Annotated in this window: 12 protein-coding genes and 1 pseudogene; 8 read left to right on the top strand and 5 right to left on the bottom strand. The window is 48.6% G+C overall.

Going from position 1 to position 20,203, the window contains the following annotated elements:
* Positions 1 to 26: 26 nt before the first annotated feature.
* The 5 genes and pseudogenes from IT233_00850 to IT233_00830 all read left to right on the top strand — a co-directional run bounded on the left by IT233_00850 (position 27) and on the right by IT233_00830 (position 5,007).
* Positions 27 to 1,441, top strand: a pseudogene (locus IT233_00850) (adenylate kinase).
* Complete coding sequence (gene obgE, locus IT233_00845; protein MCC7301166.1) at positions 1,441 to 2,448, top strand: GTPase ObgE; 1,008 nt, start codon at positions 1,441 to 1,443, stop codon at positions 2,446 to 2,448. Before IT233_00850 ends, obgE begins: the two are co-directional and overlap by 1 nt.
* Positions 2,445 to 3,014, top strand: a complete 570-nt coding sequence (locus IT233_00840; protein ID MCC7301165.1) for a phosphatase PAP2 family protein — start codon at positions 2,445 to 2,447, stop codon at positions 3,012 to 3,014. Before obgE ends, IT233_00840 begins: the two co-directional genes overlap by 4 nt.
* Complete coding sequence (locus tag IT233_00835) at positions 3,011 to 3,373, top strand: CrcB family protein (protein MCC7301164.1); 363 nt, start codon at positions 3,011 to 3,013, stop codon at positions 3,371 to 3,373. The genes IT233_00840 and IT233_00835 overlap by 4 nt, the downstream gene beginning before the upstream one ends.
* Positions 3,370 to 5,007, top strand: a complete 1,638-nt coding sequence (locus IT233_00830) for an alkaline phosphatase family protein (protein ID MCC7301163.1) — start codon at positions 3,370 to 3,372, stop codon at positions 5,005 to 5,007. The genes IT233_00835 and IT233_00830 overlap by 4 nt, the downstream gene beginning before the upstream one ends.
* Here IT233_00830 and IT233_00825 read toward each other — a convergent pair whose 3' ends face one another.
* Positions 5,008 to 7,800 (bottom strand): PD40 domain-containing protein, encoded by a 2,793-nt coding sequence (locus IT233_00825; protein MCC7301162.1) that lies wholly within the window; start codon positions 7,798 to 7,800, stop codon positions 5,008 to 5,010.
* 146 nt (positions 7,801 to 7,946) lie between these two features.
* On the opposite strand from IT233_00825, the gene IT233_00820 reads away from it, so the two are divergent.
* Both IT233_00820 and IT233_00815 read left to right on the top strand, forming a co-directional pair.
* A complete protein-coding gene (locus tag IT233_00820; protein ID MCC7301161.1) occupies positions 7,947 to 8,597 on the top strand; it encodes an O-methyltransferase in 651 nt (216 codons plus the stop codon).
* A complete protein-coding gene (locus IT233_00815; GenBank protein MCC7301160.1) occupies positions 8,594 to 9,610 on the top strand; it encodes an aminotransferase class I/II-fold pyridoxal phosphate-dependent enzyme in 1,017 nt (338 codons plus the stop codon). Before IT233_00820 ends, IT233_00815 begins: the two co-directional genes overlap by 4 nt.
* Here the strand turns inward: IT233_00815 and IT233_00810 are convergent.
* Positions 9,607 to 10,218 (bottom strand): hypothetical protein, encoded by a 612-nt coding sequence (locus IT233_00810; GenBank protein ID MCC7301159.1) that lies wholly within the window; start codon positions 10,216 to 10,218, stop codon positions 9,607 to 9,609. The two genes, IT233_00815 and IT233_00810, sit on opposite strands and share 4 nt — an antisense overlap.
* A gap of 3 nt (positions 10,219 to 10,221) precedes the next feature.
* Positions 10,222 to 12,750, bottom strand: coding sequence for an OmpA family protein (locus tag IT233_00805; protein MCC7301158.1), 2,529 nt, complete (start codon positions 12,748 to 12,750; stop codon positions 10,222 to 10,224).
* 153 nt (positions 12,751 to 12,903) lie between these two features.
* On the opposite strand from IT233_00805, the gene IT233_00800 reads away from it, so the two are divergent.
* On the top strand, positions 12,904 to 14,463 hold the full coding sequence (locus IT233_00800; GenBank protein ID MCC7301157.1) for a hypothetical protein: 1,560 nt from the start codon (positions 12,904 to 12,906) through the stop codon (positions 14,461 to 14,463).
* A 44-nt stretch (positions 14,464 to 14,507) separates the two neighbouring features.
* Here IT233_00800 and IT233_00795 read toward each other — a convergent pair whose 3' ends face one another.
* Positions 14,508 to 19,685 carry a gliding motility-associated C-terminal domain-containing protein gene (locus IT233_00795; protein MCC7301156.1) on the bottom strand — a complete coding sequence of 1,726 codons (5,178 nt, stop codon included), beginning with the start codon at positions 19,683 to 19,685 and terminating at the stop codon, positions 14,508 to 14,510.
* A 204-nt stretch (positions 19,686 to 19,889) separates the two neighbouring features.
* Positions 19,890 to 20,203 (bottom strand): gliding motility-associated C-terminal domain-containing protein (locus IT233_00790; protein MCC7301155.1); only part of this gene is annotated, 314 nt, incomplete at its 5' end.

Genomic DNA, 20,203 nt, shown 5'->3' with positions numbered 1-20,203 from the left:
CCCTTTTTGCGTAAATTCGTAACCCTATGTCTCATTCATACGGAAGCCCTGTTATTCGATTGCACGACAAGCTTTTCAGCCCTTACATTGCCTCAGCGCACATTCAGGAGGTAATTGACGGAATGGCGGAAAAAATGAACAAGGATCTCGACGGAAAGGATCTGGTTTTTGTTTGCGTGCTCAACGGTGCTTTTTTATTTACTGCGGATCTGATGAAGCGCATCCGCATTCCTTGTTCAGTCCAGTTTATCCGGGTTAAATCGTATGAGGGCACGGCAAGCAGCGGGAAGGTGAAAACGGTACTGGGGCTTGACGGTGACCTGAGCGGGAAGAGTGTTGTATTGCTGGAAGATATCGTTGACTCGGGGAAAACCATTTGTCATTTGCTAAAACTTGTGGAGGAAAAGGGAGCGAAGGAAACATTTATAGCCACCCTGTTCTTCAAACCGCAGGCATATAAGGAAGATTACAAGATTCATTATACCGGAATGGAAGTGGGTAATGAATTTATTGTAGGTTACGGACTGGATTACAATCAGCTGGGACGAAACCTTCAGGATATTTACGTTCTAAACGAAAATGCAAAATAAAAGCGATGCTGAACATTGTATTATTTGGTCCGCCCGGAGCGGGAAAGGGTACACAGGCCGTTAAACTTGTAGAGAAATTCAGACTTATTCACTTGTCCACCGGTGACATATTCCGGGCGAATATCCGGTACGGTACTGAACTCGGACTTTTGGCAAAGAGCTTTATGGACCAGGGCCAGTTGGTTCCGGACGAAGTAACGATCCGAATGCTGGAAAGCGAACTGGCCAAACATCCGGATGCTTCCGGTTTTATCTTCGACGGATTTCCCAGAACAACGGCGCAGGCGGAAGCGCTGGATGCTTTGCTTCACACCAAGGGCACACCTGTTTCGGTGACACTGGCATTGGAAGTAAATGAAGAGGAGCTGACACGACGCATCCTTTCAAGAGGAAAGTCGTCTGGCCGTGCCGATGATCAGGATCCTGAAACAGTACGCAACCGGGTGAATGAGTATAACAATAAAACATTGCCTCTTAAGCAGTTCTACAAAGCTCAGGGAAAATTGCATTCGGTAAATGGGATTGGAAGCATAGAAGATATTTTTGAAGCACTGGTTAATGCGGTTGAACATGTGATAGCGGAAAGGGAAGTGAAAGATGCTATCCGGCAGGCTTTCAGGCAACCACCGAAGAACAAATCGCCGAGGAAATCATCACCACAAAAACCGAAAGTGCGCTCTGTAAAGAAGAAGGTTGCGGGAAAGAAATCGGGAAAGAAAGCAAAAAAAATCAAACCGGTCAGGAAAGTGCGTAAGGCCGCACCTGCAGCAAAGCGCAAGGCGGCAAAGAAAAAGGCTGTCAGGAGGAAGGCAGTCCGGACTGGTAAAACTGTCCGCCGGAAGAAAAGGTAATGGCCGATTCTAACTTCGTTGATTATGTGAAGATCTGCTGTCGTTCCGGAAACGGCGGAGCCGGATCGCTGCACTTTCACCGAAGTAAAAAAACCGCCAAAGGAGGCCCCGACGGGGGCGATGGTGGAAGAGGAGGACATGTAATTGTTCGTGGGAACAGGCAGCTTTGGACCCTGCTGCATCTGAAATACAGAAAGCACGTGATGGCGGAGGATGGAGAGAAGGGAGGAGCTCAGCTGATGACAGGGGCCTACGGGAAAGATGAGATACTGGAAGTTCCCCTGGGTACTGTTGCCCGTGATTTCGAATCCGGAGAGGTGGAATTCGAAATTACCGAGGACGGAGAAGAGCGCATATTACTACCGGGCGGCAGAGGCGGTAAGGGAAATGCATTCTTTAAGACCTCCACCCGCCAGGCCCCGCATTATTCTCAACCCGGAGAGTCCGGTCAGGAAATATGGAAGATACTCGAGCTTAAAGTACTGGCCGATGTGGGACTCGTAGGATTTCCCAATGCCGGAAAATCCACGCTGCTTTCAAAGGTCTCTGCTGCCAAGCCTGAGATCGCGAATTATCCCTTCACTACACTGGTTCCGAACCTGGGCATTGTGAAATACCGCGATTATAAATCATTTATTATGGCTGATATCCCGGGAATCATTGAAGGCGCTCATGAGGGAAAAGGCTTGGGACTTCGCTTCCTCCGCCATATTGAGCGTAATTCAATACTTCTTTTTCTGGTTCCGGCGGATTCAGCAGACATTTATAAAGAATATAAGATCCTGCGCAATGAGCTCAGGGAATTCAATCCGGAATTGCTGGACAAGGACAGGATACTCGGCATTTCAAAATCCGACCTGCTGGATGAAGAACTCATGGACATGGTGACCAAGGATCTGAAAAAGCGATTTAAGGACAAAGGCGTACCGGTGGTGTTTTTCTCCTCACACAGCGGGAAAGGACTGACTGAGTTAAAAGATCAGGTCTGGAAAATCATGAATAAATGATAGAAGCGCTGGAAAATTTAGACCGCTCAATCTTTCTTGCACTCAATGGAGCGCACAATTCGTTCTGGGATGTGGTCATGTTCTGGGCCAGCAATAAATGGGTGTGGATGCCTTTTTATGTTGTTCTCTTTATTATCGTCTATATACAATTCAGAAGAAGAACGGGACTCATTCTGTTGCTTGCCGCAGGACTCGTAGTGTGTACTGATCAAAGCGCCAATCTCTTTAAAAATAAGCTCGTTCAGCGGTACCGTCCTTGTCATAATTACGAATTGAAGGAAGTGATTCATCTTAATGGAGAATGCGGCGGAAAGTTCGGATTCGTTTCATCACACGCATCCAATACCTTCGGAATGGCCGCCTTTCTGCTGTTGCTTCTGAGGTTCAAGTCTGCGTTTGCATGGGTATTGATCCTGTTGTGGGCCGCACTGGTTTCCTATTCCCGGATATACAACGGTGTTCATTATCCGGCCGATATCCTGGGAGGCGCTTTAATTGGCATCCTGATGGGAGTGTTGTGTTATCGTCTGACAAAAAAACTTGAACTCAAAATCTTTAAAACATGAATTGGTTACTGGTTTTTGCCGGGGGCGGTATTGGTAGTCTTTTAAGATATGGTATTACATTGGCCTCTAAGCAGTTTTTCCTGACTACTTTTCCAGCAGGCACGCTGCTCTCAAATGTGCTGAGTTGCCTGATTATGGGGTTAACCATCCGCTATGCCGCACCACCCGCGAGTGATTCACTGAAAGCATTTGTGCTGGCGGGAATCTGTGGCGGCTTCAGCACATTTTCTTCTTTCTCCCTGGAGAATGTTGAATTGGCAAGGGGTGGTCATTGGCTGATGGCAGGGGCAAATATCCTGATCAGCACCCTTGCCTGTTTTCTTTTACTGTATCAACTTACAAGAACAACTAATCCATGAGAACGTTCCTCCTGATTATTTTGCTTTCTTCAGTCTTGTCACATTCGGCACAACCTCCTGCGCCTTCCTCCTCCGGACCGAACAGACCGAAGCTGATTGTTGGTATAGTGGTGGATCAGATGCGGTATGATTATTTATACAAGTACTGGGAAAAATACGGTTCCGGAGGGTTCAAGCGCCTCATTGGGGAAGGTTTCATTTGCAGGAATACACAGTTTAACTACATGCCTACCTACACCGGACCTGGGCATGCGTCTATTTATACAGGGACTACTCCTTCCGTACACGGAATCATTTCGAATTCATGGTATTCCGCTGAGAAGAGTAAAATGATGTACTGCTCGGAAGATCCGCAAACCACCGGAACAGGCACAGTGGAGCGGGAGGGTATGATGAGTCCTGTGAATATGCTCTCTACAACTTTTTGTGATGAGTGGAAGCTGTTTACCAATTTCGGCGCACGGGTGTATGGCGTTTCACTGAAGGACAGGGCTGCCATCCTTCCGGCAGGTCACAGCGCGAACGGAGCCTTCTGGCTTGAATCTAAAAGCGGTCACTGGATCAGCAGTTCTCATTACATGAAGGAGCTTCCGAAGTGGGTGCAGGAGGAGAACAAGAAGGATAAAGTCGGACTTTATTTATCATCTGACTGGAACACGCTGCTTCCGATCGCTAAGTACACGGAAAGCGCTCCGGATAATAATCCGCATGAAGGATTATACGCAGGAGAAACGGCACCTGTTTTCCCACACAAGCTAAAGGAGATATCACAAAAATCAGGCAAGGGCCTGATCAAAGCCACTCCTTTTGGAAACACTCTTCTGAAGGATTTTGCCATTGAACTGATTCGTAATGAACAACTGGGGAAGGGGAAAGTGACCGATATTGTCGCCATCAGTTTTTCTTCCCCGGATTATATTGGGCATCAGTTCGGCCCACAGTCGGTAGAGTTGGAAGATACCTACCTCCGGCTTGACAAAGATCTGGCCGATCTTCTGAGTTTTCTGGATACATGGCTGGGGAAGGGACAAGTGCTGGTATTTCTCACCGCTGATCATGCAGCAGCCGAGGTGCCGTCGTACGTTATGACCAGGAAAATGCCTGGAGGATATTACGATGAGAAGGGCGCCACGGATTCGCTGAAAAAGTGGAGTTTTAAAAAGTACGGAGACACATTGATGCGGAATCATTCAAATTTCCAGATTTTTCTTGATGAGAAGAAGATTCTGGCAAAAGGACTGTCGCTCGTGCAGGTAGAGGAACAATTTGCAGAATGGATTCTACGGTTTAAGGGGGTTACGGAAAGCGTCACAGGTCATCAGCTCCGTTCTACTTCATTCGTGCAGCGTCCGTATGCAACAATGCAGGCAGGATATCATCCTCGCCGGAGTGGGAATGTGCTGTATAATCTCAGTCCCGGCTGGATAGAATATGAAACCACCGGAACAACGCACGGTTCACCCTGGAGTTATGACACGCGTGTGCCGCTGATATGGTATGGATGGAAGATTCCAAAGGGAGAGAGCAGTGTGCTCTGTCATATTACGGATATCGCCCCAACGATAAGCATTTGGATGAATATGAACTTTCCAACAGGTTGCACAGGAATACCCATCGGGATACCGGTTCGTTGATCAGTTGACGGCTTTTCCGTAGAAGTTGACCTTGATAAGATCGGTCAGAAGCACGCGTTCACCTTTATATACGGCAGTGATCCATGCGTCGGTGATACCCCGCTTTATCACGATCTGCCTGAATTTTTCAGCATCTTTCAGGTTGGTGAACTGCTTCATGGTGAAGCGTGTTATTCCGTCCGGATAAGCGATGATCTCAGCCGGACCGAATTCCTCTACCGTTGGGTATTTGAAATTCTGAGGGAAACGGTATGCACCGATCTGAACTTTGAACACAAGCCCGTCGGTGCAGAAATTCCCTCCGGTTTCTATCAGCTTCTTATAAACGGTTACATCGTTGAGGTCCTTTCCTACGAACCAGGCGAAGTCAATAAAATCCGACTTACAGGGTAGATCCTGCCATTCATCCAGCGTTTTCCGTTCTCCGAATACGAATACGGTGATGATGGATTTTTCCGAATCGGGTTCTTTGCTGATAAGAACTTTTTTGAATTCTTCAGCATCCTGCAGCGTTTTGAAAGGGCCAAATGAATAACGGTACTTACCATCGGGAAATAACTTTTTCTCGATCTTACCGTACTTTTCCCAATGCTGCAGTTTAAAATCGTTCGTATCTGTAACGGATGCAATCTCCACCTTAAAATGCAGCCCCTCAATCTGCTTGTCACCGTTGTCCTTTACCAGGTTCTGATAATTTTTATCATCCAGGCCCTGTATAAGTCCTTGTGCGATCACAGGGATGGGAATAGGTGGCGCACACCCCCCTTTCTTGTATTCGTCGTTGAAGAAATCGTAGAGTACCCTTCGGTCTGCCTTGTGCCGCACCGTGATCTGGAGGGCCTTGTAGGTGGTGTCACGTTTTCTTATCTCCTTAACAAGAGCGTTTGCATCAATAAGGGTGGAAACGGGTCCGAAGAAAAATGTTGTATTGTTAAAGGGATCCTTTTCACTCTTGATTGTTCCCAGGTCGCGGATCTTCTCCGAGCGAAAATCGCTCGAGTTTTCAAATGTTCCCATTTCCACGTGATAGCCAACATCCGGTGAAACCAGGGTGCCGTATTTTTCAAGCAGGCGGTTGAATACCTTTTCATAGCAGAATTCAGATTTTGCCTCCAGATAATATTTATCAATCTGGTTCTCCATTTTCTTCTGGAGGGTATTGGTGGAATCCTGAACCGAGAGATCACCAACGGGTTTCATTTTAATGTCGTGTTCCACCTGAATATAAGTGTCCAGTTTCTTTACATCTACATACTCTATATGCGGCTGCATACCTTCAAATTCAAAGGCAACCTTATACTCGCTGCCCGGTGTGAGCGCCACGAGATATTTTCCCGTGGAGGAGTTGGATTCATAGGTGCCCACATTTTCGCCTGTTTGGTTATTGCTGACAGAAATAGTGGCATTCACAGGCTTATTATCTATGCTGGAAACCACACCAAAAACAAGGGCGAGCACCGGCTTCTCACCCAGGAAACCGGGTTGAATGGTATAGATATCCTGTTGCCCGAAGCCTCCCTTGCGGTTCGAAGCATAATATCCCGTTTCGCCATCGGCGGAGAGAACATAGTAGATGTCGTCCTCGGTAGTATTGATCGGGTAACCCAGGTTGGTGGGAGTAGTCCAGCTGTTATCCTTCAGCACAGAATACATTACATCGTATCCGCCGATACTATTATGCCCCTGGGAGCTGAAAAAAAGTGTGATCCCGTCCGGGTGAATAAACGGCGCATCATCATTGTACGGAGTATTAATGCCCGGACCGAGGTTTTCAGCCGGCCCCCAGTTGCCATCTGCCATTTTTTTCGAACGATACAGATCCCGTCCGCCGAATCCACCCGGCCGCTCGCTGGCAAAGTAAAGCAGGTTTCCGTCGGCAGAAATGGAAACGCTTCCTTCCCAATATTTCGTGTTGATGGTGCTTCCCAGCCTCACCGGCGCACCCCATACGGAACCATTGAGCGAACTCATGAAAATGTCACCCCTGTCTTTTGCTGTGCTCTTGAAAATGAAAAGTTTTTGACCGTCCGGCGATAATGCAATGGCGGCATCGTGCATAGTTGTGTTGATGCTGGGACCGATCGGAGCCGGTGTGGTCCATTTTTCTTTTACAACCTGACTGATGAATACATCCTCGTAGTATTCACCTTCCGGATCCGGACGGAATTTCAAATCCTGAAGACCTCCGGTGCTTTTTTCGCCGCGGTAGGTAAAAATCATCACGGATTGATCTGCGGAGATCACGGGAACGTACTCTCCGGCGCCTGTATTGATGATGGAACCAATGTTGCTGATTTCAACCTCTACCTCCAGGTCCTCGTTCACCAGTATCTTTCCGTTATTGCTATGTTCAACGTAGCGCGAAGCCGTTGGCGCAAGCTTGCTCTTTGGGTTCTTTTTCAGGAAATCATTAAGAAGGGAAATGGCATCGTCAAATTTGTAATTCAAATGGTAGGCCCGGCCGAGATAATATTTGATGTCTTCCAGTGAGTTATCCAGGCTGTCGGCAGTTAGAAGTGCCGGAATGGCGCCTTCCTTCTCATCGCTCTTATACAGGTAACATATCCCTGCACGGTAGTGAAAATAGGCATAAGCAGGTTTTTCGGCCCTCAGCTTGTTGAATAACGGCAAGGCCCTGAGGTAGTTCTTCTCCTCGAAGAAATACTCGGCCTTCGATAGCAATTCCAGCTGCTCTTTCGAGAGCTTATCATCCTTCTTTTGGGCGGACAGGAAGCCCATTCCCAAATTGAGAACAAAACTTGCCACTAAGGCCAACCGCAAAGTCGCTTTCATGCCTCGTGGCTAAATTCAGGCAATTACCTTGGTTGTGAACAGGTTGTGAACAGCAGTTTTAAACAGGGCCGGGTTGAAAACCACCCTCCAATATTGTGATTTTTAGGAGGATGGCGTACTTTTATGCCTCTCAACCCCGCCTGTTTATGGAATTTCTCCCTCAGGAAATTGAAGCCTACGCTGCCGCGCATACCCGTCCTGAAACAGCTCTACTTGCAGCGCTCAACCGCGAAACGCATGCCCGGATGATGAAGCCCCGGATGCTTTCCGGTCATATGCAGGGAAGACTACTCTCCATGATCTCCCGGATGATTCAACCTGAACGTATTCTTGAAATAGGAACCTATACTGGCTACTCCGCTCTATGCCTTTCAGAGGGTCTGAAGTCAAACGGCATACTGCACACGATAGATATCAACGATGAACTGAAGCCCATATTGGATCGTTATTTAGGTCAGTGCGCCCGGGCTGAACAGATCCGCGTTCATTTCGGCCCTGCCCTGGAGATCATTCCTACCCTTGGAGAGAAAAAGTTCGATTTAGTTTTTATTGATGCGGATAAGGAGAATTATTCCCGTTATTACGATAGTGTATTTCCCATGCTGAATACCGGTGGCTGGATCATCGCTGATAATGTGCTGTGGAGCGGGAAAGTGGTTGAACCGCTGAAAGCGTCCGATCTGGAAACAAAAGCACTGAAGGAGTATGCGGAAAAAGTGAGCGGGGATCCAAGGGTAGAGCAGGTTTTACTTGCCGTGCGGGACGGATTAATGATATGCCAAAAACAGAGCGAATGATAGATTTAAGAAGTGATACAGTGACCCGACCTGTGAAGGGGATGCTGGAAGCGATGATGTCGGCGAAAGTAGGGGATGATGTTTTCGGGGAAGATCCCACTGTGAATGCCTTGGAGGAAAAAGTGGCGCGTATGTTTTCGCATGAAGCAGCCTTGTTCTGTCCCAGTGGCACAATGACCAACCAGATTGCCATGAAGGTACACACACAGCCTGGAGACGAGGTAATCTGCGATATCTCTTCTCACATCTACAATTATGAGAGCGGGGGATTGGCTCTGAATTCAGGTGCTCAGGCAAAACTGATACACGGCGACCGGGGCAGAATCACGGCAGCCCAGGTGGAGGAAAGTATCAATCCTGTGTTCGACTGGCTCGCCCGTACCAGTCTGGTATCAGTAGAAAATACATGCAATAAAGGCGGAGGAAGTATTTACCCATTCAGAACAATGCACGAAATAGCTGAAACCTGCAGAAAGAATCATTTAAAGCTGCATCTGGATGGCGCGAGAATATTCAACGCAATTGTTGAAACAGGTGATTCCACCGAGATGATCGGGGAAAAGTTTGACTCTATATCGGTCTGCCTGTCCAAGGGACTCGGAGCCCCCGCAGGCTCCCTGCTGGTGGGTTCCAAAGCATTTATCAATAAGGCCCGGAGAGTACGAAAAGTGTTCGGCGGAGGGATGCGGCAAGCCGGGTATATTGCGGCCGCGGGTGCCTGGGCGCTGGAAAATCATGTGGCCCGCTTGAAGGAGGATCATCGCAGAGCGAATGAGATCGGAACGATTATGAAAGAACATCCGCTGGTTGAGAGCGTCCTTCCGGTTGAAACGAATATTGTCATTTTTACTTTACATAAGAGCTGTACCGCAAATGATATGATCCGGAAAATGAATGGAGCAGGAATTCTTGCTGTGGCGTTCGGGAAGAATGCCGTCCGGTTAGTAACCCATCTCGATTTTACAGATGATATGCTGGAGTCTTTCTTGAAAGAAATGAAGAAGATTGGCTAAGCCTTGCAGGGCTTGCGCATATCCACGAGAACCAGGTACCAGTTTTCTCCTGACAGACCAAAGAAGAACGTTACACCGGGTGCGAGCAGCACCGTACGCGTGGTAGATTGAATAGCCTTCTCAGTGAAATGCTGATCTTCAGCACTCAGCCCTCCGAATTTCCAGATGTCGCTGCCTGCAAGCAGGTTCGTGTCCCTTCTGAAATGGCCGGTTTTGCTGTAAAAGTCGGGTAGTTCGCAGTCAACCTTTGGAAGAGGCTCTTCCCGAAGTGTTACACGATCAGGTACCGAGGTAAAGAGATCTTCCATCGAAGCATCATAGGCCTTCTGATCGTTCTTTGCGATGAGGATGGCCGGGAGTGCACCATCGGCGCGTATCACCATCAAACCGAATTCCGGCGATATGTATTTGCTCAGTTCCGCTTTGTTTTTACTCTTCAGGGCATGAAGGATCTCATTGAAACGAAGCCCAAAATCATCGCCCTTGTCAGCGTTTTGCGGTGTAAGAGTATCCGCAGCTGAATCTCCGGACGGCTGAGTGGAAGAACCTTCGCACCCCGTAAGGAGGAATGCGAAGGTGATGATTGCTACCAGTACAGTTTTTTTCACGGATCACTCGATGATTAACATTTCTACACGACGGTTCTTCTGCCGTCCTTCAGGAGTCTTATTGCTGGCCACAGGTTGGGTTTGTCCGTACCACTTCACAATGAACCTTTCCTCCTGAATACCCTGTGCTGCAAGATACTTTTTCACGGCATTGGCCCGTTTCTTGGAAAGTTCCAGGTTCTTCGCCGGTGCTCCCACGTTGTCCGTGTGTCCGCTTACCTTCAGCTTCCAGGTACCTTTCTTTTTCATCAGACCTGCCAGCTCGTTAAGAGAGGCGTACGATTCCGGCTTGATGATATCTTTTCCGGATTCAAATTCAAGGTTGTCGAACGCTTTTTTAAGTACCTCCTCTTCTTCCTTGGTCAACACCACTACCTTGTCTTTTTCATTGAGCTTGTTGAGTTTGGTGGGGTCAGGTTTCAACACCTCAAATCGGAAGTAGCCGTCTTTTCCTTTCTTCGCAACACGTACTATGGTTCCTGTGCCCGCGCGGACTTCCAAAATTTCCGGTGGCTCATTATACGTTTCCAGTTTGAACATCGCAATTTCGTCCGGGGGCAATTGAGGGAACAGGAAATTTCCTTCTCCATTCTTGGTTGAAACACCCAGCTCGCGTCCATTCTGATCCACCAGGAAGAGGCGGTCAATCGGACATCCCTGGTTTTCCAGTGGTCCGGCTTTGGTGGGACATTTATCATGCTTGTCCATTATAGAATCACCATCCGTATCCGGACATCCGCGGAACATTACTACGCCGGGTTCATCCGGACAATCATCCTCCTTGTCAATGATACGGTCTCCATCACGGTCCGGACAACCTCTGTATTCCGCGAGTCCTTTGTCATCCGGACAGGCATCTTCCTTGTCAATTATCTTATCCCCATCGCGGTCCGGACAGCCGTTGAATTCCTTAAGACCCGGATCGTCCGGACATACATCCACCACATCTTCAATATGGTCGCCGTCGCGGTCGGGGCATCCGGCAAATTCCCAAACCCCCGGAACGTCTTTACATTTATCCTTCTTGTCGGAAACTTTGTCAAGATCCTTGTCCTTGGGTTTCCTGTACAGGATGGGTACGCGCAGCAGGAAGTGGAAGTCAGCTCCGTAAACGTCACGCTTTCCGAACAGCCCGGCAAGGCTGTTGGTGCCGATGAACAGCGGACCGAGCCTGAGATCAATTCCGGTATTAAAATTCCTGTACGCATTGTAAGAGAGCGGCAGGTAAACTCCAAGCCACTTCCAGTCCCAGCGCGGTGTAAGAGAAAATGTAGAAATCTCATGTACTTTATGGGGATTCTTTTTCATCTGAAGCGCCCAGTAGATATTCAAACATGCATAGAAATCCTTCCAGATGTTGTAATCAATCATTGTATTGATTACAGTGGGTGTATTCATAAAAAAGGATTTATCCTCCGGTTCCTGAGGGAACCGGTTGAACAAAGTGTCGTCGAACGTGAACAGGGAAAAATTCATGGTAGTAGTATCCACGCCCTCAATAATCTGCCCGTGAAAATCAAGCGTGTCAATATACCAGTCGGTCACGTTGGCTGTAAAATTCCTGCTCTTGGAACCTTTGTTGAACCGCATTCCTCCGATGTCCATGATCGAGAAACCCGCCTTGAATTTGTATTTATTGGCGTAGCGCATATCCAGATCTTTTTCGCCGTCCATTTCGTAGCGGAATTTAGAACGCTCGGGGCGGTATTCGTAAATCACTCCGAGATCCAGGCCAAAGTTGATATTGGAAATGTATTTGTACTTGAGTTTATTGGCGTCGAATTCAAGATTAGTGGAGTGGCCGTACTGGATGTGGGAGTTGATCAGCGTGATCGTGTCTTCGTGATTTACTTCGTAATGGAGGTCATTCACAAACATATAAAGCGCCCCCAAGCCCTGTAAAAGTTTGAGGGATGCTCCGGCCTTGATGAAACTGGCATCTTCATCCTTGAGCACTCTGGCATAAGTGAAATTATATTCTGCCCAGCTCATAAACTGGGCACTGAATTTTTCGTTGTGATAAGCCTCGTTCCATTGCACGGAATCTTCAAGCGCAAGATAAATCTGGTGGGCGAGGTTGGGTTCTACACCGTCAATGTTCAGGTAATTACGCTCTCTCCAGCTGAAACCAAAAGCGCTGCGATCCTTGAAAGATATCTGGAAGGAGGGAAGATAGATATTGCTGTAGAAGAAAACAGATTTGCGAAGATTATCCTGCCGTTCGAACAGGTATTTATCCTGAAATTCATCTTCACTGAAAGCAGGGTAACTGCCTTCCCCAAAATAAAATTTACCATGATCCCCGTTGTCCAGTGCATCCCGCTTCAGGCCAATATAGTTATTCTGAAAGCCGATGCTCGCGCCAACCAGTGTCATATCGAACCTGTGCCGTGAGTCGGCAATGGACGCCGGATTGAGATGAACTCCGAAAATACCGGAGTAGTTGCTGTTGAAATAGCTCGTAAAATCCTGTGCCTTAAGCGGAGATGCCGCAATGCTCAGCGCCAGAAGAAGAAAGATCGGTCGAATCATGGAAAGTGATTAGGGTGCGTAAAGATACGAGGATTGCGACAAACAAAGAAAACTGCAAGTGCCTTAAATTCAGGATTCTACATCCATCACGCAACAAGGTTCAGGATCAGTGCTTTTTTGACCCATCACAGGAATTGGTTACCTTTAGATACTATGAAGCAACCTTCAGACGAATTGTTTCAGCTGATCAAGGCTTTGGATCGTCATGAAAAGCGTTTCTTCAAAATGTACGCCTCCCGGCGTAAGGAAGATAGTCAGCATGTGCGTCTGTTCGAAGCGATGGATCAGCTGGATATTTATAATGAGCGGGAACTCCTGAAAAACCTTGGCGACAGTGATCTGGAGAAAACCATCAAATATGCTAAGCGGGATCTCTTCCGGGTGGTGATGACTTCGCTGGAGTACTACCATGAGGAGGATAGTGTTAAAAACAGACTGGCAAAGAAGCTGCATCAGATACGGATACTGGCTGACAAGAATCTGATGGGACCTGCCACAAGAATTCTGGCAGAGGCTAAATCACTGGCAACAGAAAATGAGTTATATCCTCACCTGTTTGAGATATTGGCAATGGAGTCACTTCTTTATCGCAGGAAAGAAGAAGTCGGTAAATGGCAGGAAATGATCAGGAGCGGACCCGCAATCTATGATGAATTGCTGGACAAGTACAGAGATCAGCTACGGTTCCAGACGTATGAGATGGAGGTAACCTACCACCTGAGTACAGGAGAGTACCAGGCCAATCAGGAACACCACCGCAGGCTGGAGGAACTGCTTCAGATCATTACCTCAACACCACCGGCTTTCAGAGACAAGCATACCGAGTTGGATTACCATAAAATGTGTTTCCTTCTCAACGCAATGTTGCGGAACTGGGAAGTTGCGTACAGCTTTCAGAAAAAGTTTATTGAGCTCTATGAGCAACAGCCGGAGCTGAATGAAATGGCTTCACAGTACCTGACGCATCTCTACAATTATGCACTCACCTGTGTATTCTTCAAGAACTTTACGGAAGTGGTCAAAACATGGGACAAAGCCAAGGCGTTCGAGGAGATTCTTCCCACCAAACTGAATACGAGGGCTGTTCAGGAGCGATTGCTGACCATTCAGATTGCGGTTGTAGCGGCGCTGAGTACATCCTGCCTGTTTGATGATGCCATCCGGATGGCGCAGGAGATCAGTGAATCGCCTCATTTTAAATTACTGGGTACACCAATCAAGAAATCCCTGATCTTCACTCTGGGTTCGGCTAATTTTATCACCGCAAACTATAAAGAATCTCTTTCGTGGATCAATAAAATTGTGAATGCGCCTGAATTCAGTGCAGAGATCCGGCAGGATATTGATTTGTCTGCTGTTATCCTGAATATCCTGATTCATTATGAGTTGGGTAATTTTGATCTCGCCGAGAGTCTGGTTAAATCTGCCCTGAGAGTAAGTGCCAAAAAGGAAGATGAAAATAAGCTGTTCCGGTATTTCCTTAAATTTTTCGGCGATATGATTCTTAAAAAGTCTCCGGACAAACCGGATGCTGCTGAGTTCGAAAAATTCAAAGTCGAGGTGATGAAGCTAAGGGAGCAGGACTTCAAAGCAAGGTATATTCTGGAAGATATGGATCTTATCACATGGGCGGAGAGTAAGCAGATCGGCACCCCCTTTGTTGACCAGCTTAAGGATAATTTCAATCGCCAGAAGGCAGAACCTGTTGGATAAAAAAAGCCCCCTTTCCGGAGGCTCTCTTTTTCTGCAATTTAAGTTTACCTGATCAGACTAACATGTCCTACGTAGGCATGCTTCTTTCCCAGATAATCGTACACCACAATCTTCCACACGTAAACGTCTTCCTGCGCGATTTCGTTGCCGCCATTGGCTCTTCCGTCCCAGCCTTTACCCCAAATTTGTGTATACCAGATATTATTTCCCCATCGGTCGAAGATCCACATCTCGAATTTGTCGGGATCAATTCCTTCTCCCAGTGGCATGAATAATTCGTTGATGCCGTTTTCATCCGGAGTGAATGCGTTGGGTACGTAAAGCGTAAAGTCAGGCATCACATAGATACAATGCGTGGTGGAGTCTGCACAACCATATTGGGAAGTAGCTGTGAGCTGGATACAATAGATGCCGGTGTCGCCGTAGAGGTGACACGGATCTGTTAAGGTGGAATTATTGTTCTGATCCTGCGGATCTCCAAAATCCCACCAGTAAGTAGAAGCAAGGATGGACTGATTGGTGAAGCAGACCTGTGGATTCAGAACCGAAACACTATCGGGGCTGGCAGTGAATGCTGCGGTAGGGTTGGGATGAACCACAACGGTACTCACTTGTCCTGAATTGCTGCAGCCGTTATTATCTGTTACAGTCAGCGTTACACTGTAAGTGCCTGGAAACGTCCAGCAAACCTGCGGCGTTGGTGAAGTAGTGGCCGAGGAGGGCGTGCCTCCGCTGAAACTCCAATTCCAGGAAGCGGCATTGGGCGTAAGGTCGGTAAAAGTTGTACAGAATGGTGCACAGGATGAATCCGGGGGAATAACTGCCAGCACCGGCAGGGGATTTACGGTCAGGGTAACAGTAGCCGTTGCAGAAGGTGTTCCGCAGTTATCTGTAAGTGTTACTGTATACGTGGTGGTACTGGCCGGTGAAACGTTCACGCTTGAGCCCTGCAGGTTGCCTGGATTCCAAACATACTGATAACCGGATCCGCTGCCACCGTTTCCGGTCGCGGTCAGCGTGGCAGTAGCTCCGATACAGATGGCAGTAGGATTAACCAGGGCGCTTACTGTGAGCGGAGGATTAACGGTTACCGTTACCGTTTGTGCAGTGGTAGTACAGCCATTCGCATCGGTTACGTTCACCGTATAAGTTGTAGTTACCGTCGGACAAACGTTGGGTCCGGCAGGTGTCCAGGTGGTTGTATAGGCAGGAGTTCCGCCTGTAATTGTTGCTGTTAGTGTAACACATTGTCCGATACAGATCGGTGATGGAGTGGTGGTGCTTACAAGCAGCTGGGAAGGTTCTGTGATGGTGACCACGGCCGTATCCGTACAGCCAGATGCGTCTGTTACTGTGCAAATGTGGATTCCTGCACAGAGGCCCGTTGCCGTGGGTGTCGTTTGGTTTGTAGGTGACCACAGATAAGTATATGGACCGATACCTCCGCTTGCATTTGTTGTAGCTGAACCATCGCAGGTTCCGAAACATGTGGCATTGGAAGAAGCGGTAATACTTCCGATCACTCCGAGTGCCAGAGGAACGTTGTCACAAACAGTTAGTGTACATCCGTTGGCATCGGTAATTGTTACGCAGTATTGTCCGGGAGTAAGTCCAGTGGCACAGGAGCCGGTTTGTGCCGGAACCGTATTCCAATTGTAAGTATAGGGTGCGGTTCCGCCGGAAGGTGTCACACACACAGAGCCGTCGGGCTGGTTGCAATGCGATGTGTCTGCAAGTGTGGTGGCTGTAATGGGAGCAGGCTGACTAACAATAGCGGTATCTGTAACTGTGCAGCCGTTGGCATCGGTAATCAGAACGGTGTAGGTTCCTGCACAAAGGCCATTGACGGACGCCGTGGTCGCGTTGCCCGGTGTCCACAGAATGGCAAATGGCTGCGTTCCACCTGCAGGAATACATACTACCTGTCCGTTACACGCTCCATTACAAAGTGCAGCAAAACCAGCAGATGTAACGGACAGCAGGGGCGGTTCTGTGATCACAATTGTTGCGGTTGCTGTACATCCGTTGGCATCGGTAACTGTTACCGTGTACGTACCGGCTGTCAGACCCGTTGCATTCTGGGAATTACCACCCGAAGGTGTCCATGTGTAAGTATAGGGAGCCGTTCCGCCGGAGGGTGTACTTGCGGCACTGCCGGTATTTCCTCCGTTACACAACACGTTACCGGTGTTGGCTGCAGTGATGGTTAAAAGGGGAGGTTCCGTGATCGTCACTACCGTGCTTGTGGTACAACCATTCGCATCTGTAACTACACAGGTATAAGTGTTGGCGTTTAATCCTGTGGCGGTGGCTGCGTTTCCTCCTGATGGTGACCATGCATAAGTATACGGTGCAGTACCTCCGGTTGCAACCACTGTGGCTGAGCCATTATTGCCTCCAAAACAACTTACATTGGTGGAAGTAGATACTGAAACATTTGGACTGGCTGCGTTGGGAACTGTCACCGTTGCTGTCATAGTACATCCATTGGCATCGGTAATGGTGACGGTATAGGTATTAGCAAACAGACCTGTGGCCGTAGCTGCATTGCCTCCTGAAGGTGCCCATGTATAAGTGTATGCGGGTGTTCCTCCTGTAACGGTTACAGTGGCAGAGCCATTGGATTGTCCGCAGGTAGCCTGAACAAAGGAAGTGGTGGCCGACATGGCGGTAGGTTGCGTAATCGTGAAGAGAACATTGAATGTACAGGCATTGGCATCGGTGATGGTGCAAGTATAGGTGCCAGCGCATAATCCTGTAGCTGTTGCCGCATTACCACCGGAGGGTGCCCATGCATAGGTATAGCCGGGTGTACCACCGGACGCGGTCACAGTTCCACTGCCTGTGCATTGTCCGTTACAAAGTACATTCACCTGAGTTTGTGTAGCCGTAACAGCCGTAGGTTGTGTAATAGTAATGCTGGCTGTTGCTGTACATCCGTTAGCGTCAGTAACTGTAACAGTATAGGTGTTTGAATTCAAACCGGTAGCTGTGGCCGCATTGCCTCCCGAAGGCGACCATGCGTAGCTGTATCCCGGCGTTCCGCCGCTGGCCGTTGCCGTTGCAGTTCCTGTGTTGCCGCCGTTACAAAGAACAGGAGTCATAGTTGCCGAAACTGTCAGTTGAGGTGGCTGCGTGATAGTAACGGTAGCCGTGGATGAGCATCCGTTGGCATCCGTTACTGTTACTGTGTAGGTATTGGCAGAGAGTCCGGTGGCGTTAGCGGAGTTTCCACCGCTTGGCGACCAGGAATAAGTGTAGGGAGCTGTTCCGCCGCTGGTGCTTGTACTGGCCGAGCCATTGCTGCCGCCGAAACAGCTTACATTGGTAGATCCGGTGATGATAATCGTAGGTGAACCGGCTGCGGTAACCACCGCCACTGCAGTAACAGTACATCCGTTCGCATCGGTAATAGTTACGGTATAAGAGCCGGCAAGCAAGCCCGTGGCAGTGGCTGTGGTTGCGCCGGAAGGTGACCAAAGGTAGGTGTACCCGGGTGTACCGCCGCTCGCAACTACTGTGGCAGAACCATTGGGCAATCCGCAGGTGCTGATTGTTGTTGAGGTAGACGCAGAAAGCGCCGGAGGCTGAGTGATGGTATACGTAGCCGTTCGTGTACATCCGTTGGCGTCCGTTACTGTTACGGTGTAATTTCCGGCACAGAGTCCTGTTGCAGTGGCCGCGTTACCACCGGAAGGTGACCATGTGTAGGAATAACCCGGTGTACCTCCTGATGCCGTCACCGTGGCCGTTCCGGTGCATTGTCCGTTGCAAACAGGATTGGTTTGTGATTGCGAAAGTGTGACCACCGTAGGTTGCGTGATTGTATAAGTTCCTGTTGTTGTGCAACCGCTTGCGTCCGTAACCAGCACAGTGTAGGTTCCTGCACATAGTCCGGTGGCTGTTTGTCCGGTCTGATTACCGGGGGTCCACAAATAAGTGTAAGGTGCATTGCCGCCGGTAACCGACATGGAGATGCTCCCGTTGCATTGTCCGTTGCAAAGTGCGTTTGTGATGGTTGGAGTAAGTGTGAGTCCTCCGCCGGTTGTAGTGATCGTGACAGTAGTGGTTGCACTCAGACATCCGGTGGCATCTGTAACCTGTACGGTGTAGGTCCCTGCGCAGAGTCCTGTTGCGGTTTGTGTTGTCTGATTGGTGGGGGTCCAGAGATAGGTGTAGGGTGCACTGCCTCCGGTGGCCGTAACAGTTGCCTGACCGTTACAGTTCGCACAGGTAGCAGGAATCGTAGTCGTAGTTAATGTCAGACTATTGGGGAGCGGACAGGTAGTGCATGTGTTTGTTCGGTAATATAATCCCATCACTACCCAGTTATAACAATCATTCAGACCAGCGTGAGAATATGCGGCGGTGGCCTGCGCAGCAGTTACTGTAGTGGCCACTTCATTGTAGTTCCACCAGTTCCACGGGATGTTAATTGCGCTGCCGTTCCATACTCCTGTGATTCCGTTCAGCTGCCAGTCTCCCGTCATGCAAAATGCTCTTGCATAGATCGAATTGGCACAGGCATTTATTCCTGTCAGTGTTTGTGCCGTATTTCCTCCAATACCGACTAAACAGCCGTCGTGGATAACCATATGCCCCTGATAGTTTGCAGTAGGATCAGAGAAGATGATGAAGAGTGTTGCGCCGTCTGTATCTTTCTGGGCGGTGGGAGGATTTGTTGGGAAGCCGCTGATCATGTAAACTCCATTTCCGCTGATGGCAGTGGTTACATCAACGCGATAGGATGAGGTACCTCCGTATCCCCAGCATTTGTCGGGACCTGTACCCACATTCACAGCGGGAAAAGTGAATGATTGCCCCAGTGGATTAACGATGGTTACGTTGAACGCCATCGCTGTTCCTGACATAGAGGCCCAAATATATGCCCGCTCAATGGTTCTGCACACAGGAATTCCTGTGATGGTGTACGGTGCCGGTTGATTCACACCGGCCAGTGATCCTCTTTTCCCCAATCGCTGCGTTGCCTGCGTGTAATTCAACCCGCATTTCGACATATTAAAAATCTGTCCCAGCGATCCATTTCCGTTTTGCGGCGAAGGTGTATAATGTTGATTGGGTGCAGGTGTAAAACTGCATGTGCCCAGCGGGGGAAATTCATCCGGTGTGCTTGTGTTGTTAGATGTCGTATTCTGTGCAAGGCTAAGTCCAAAAACAAGAAATGCAATCAGAACAGTCAGGAACGGTCTCTTATGAGTCATGATGGGGCTTATAGGATACTACTATGACACCTAAAGTTCACTTAAAGTGTCATAGAATCGATACTTTAGGGTGAACTACCTGCTTTTTTAGACAAATCCCTTCTTCTTTAGTATGAAGTGGGATTTTTATTCGGTGAATGAGCGGAGATGCAAAAAAAAAGGGGGGCTTTGGCCCCCTTGAGTTTTCAACAAGATATTCACTATTTACTTGATCACGCTCACATGCCCCACAAACTGGTGCTTGCGGCCGAATACATCGTGGAGTTGAACCTTCCACACATATACGTCTTCCTGCACAATCTCGGAACCTCCGTTGGCCGTTCCGTCCCAGGGCTTTCCCCACACGTTGGTCTGCCAGATCAGATTGCCCCAGCGGTCAAAGATCCACATCTGGAACTTGTCCCTGTCTATTCCGATTCCCTCGGGTACCCAGGCCTCGTTAAAGCCGTCACCATTGGGTGTAAAGGCATTGGGCGCATAGAAAGTGAAGTCGTCAGTGATCACAATAATCATCGAAT

The sequence above is a fragment of the Bacteroidia bacterium genome (assembly GCA_020852255.1).
GTDB lineage: Bacteria > Bacteroidota > Bacteroidia > JADZBD01 > JADZBD01 > JADZBD01.
Note: the sequence above shows the minus strand (reverse complement) of the source record. Positions and strands in the feature narration are given on the sequence as shown.

Bases quoted from the DNA above. Each gene is read 5' to 3' on its own strand.
- obgE (MCC7301166.1), top strand. From the start codon at position 1,441: ATGGCCGATTCTAACTTCGTTGATTATGTGAAGATCTGCTGTCGTTCC.
- IT233_00840 (MCC7301165.1), top strand. From the start codon at position 2,445: ATGATAGAAGCGCTGGAAAATTTAGACCGCTCAATCTTTCTTGCACTC.
- IT233_00835 (MCC7301164.1), top strand. From the start codon at position 3,011: ATGAATTGGTTACTGGTTTTTGCCGGGGGCGGTATTGGTAGTCTTTTA.
- IT233_00830 (MCC7301163.1), top strand. From the start codon at position 3,370: ATGAGAACGTTCCTCCTGATTATTTTGCTTTCTTCAGTCTTGTCACAT.
- IT233_00825 (MCC7301162.1), bottom strand. From the start codon at position 7,800: ATGAAAGCGACTTTGCGGTTGGCCTTAGTGGCAAGTTTTGTTCTCAAT.
- IT233_00820 (MCC7301161.1), top strand. From the start codon at position 7,947: ATGGAATTTCTCCCTCAGGAAATTGAAGCCTACGCTGCCGCGCATACC.
- IT233_00815 (MCC7301160.1), top strand. From the start codon at position 8,594: ATGATAGATTTAAGAAGTGATACAGTGACCCGACCTGTGAAGGGGATG.
- IT233_00805 (MCC7301158.1), bottom strand. From the start codon at position 12,750: ATGATTCGACCGATCTTTCTTCTTCTGGCGCTGAGCATTGCGGCATCT.
- IT233_00800 (MCC7301157.1), top strand. From the start codon at position 12,904: ATGAAGCAACCTTCAGACGAATTGTTTCAGCTGATCAAGGCTTTGGAT.
- IT233_00795 (MCC7301156.1), bottom strand. From the start codon at position 19,685: ATGACTCATAAGAGACCGTTCCTGACTGTTCTGATTGCATTTCTTGTT.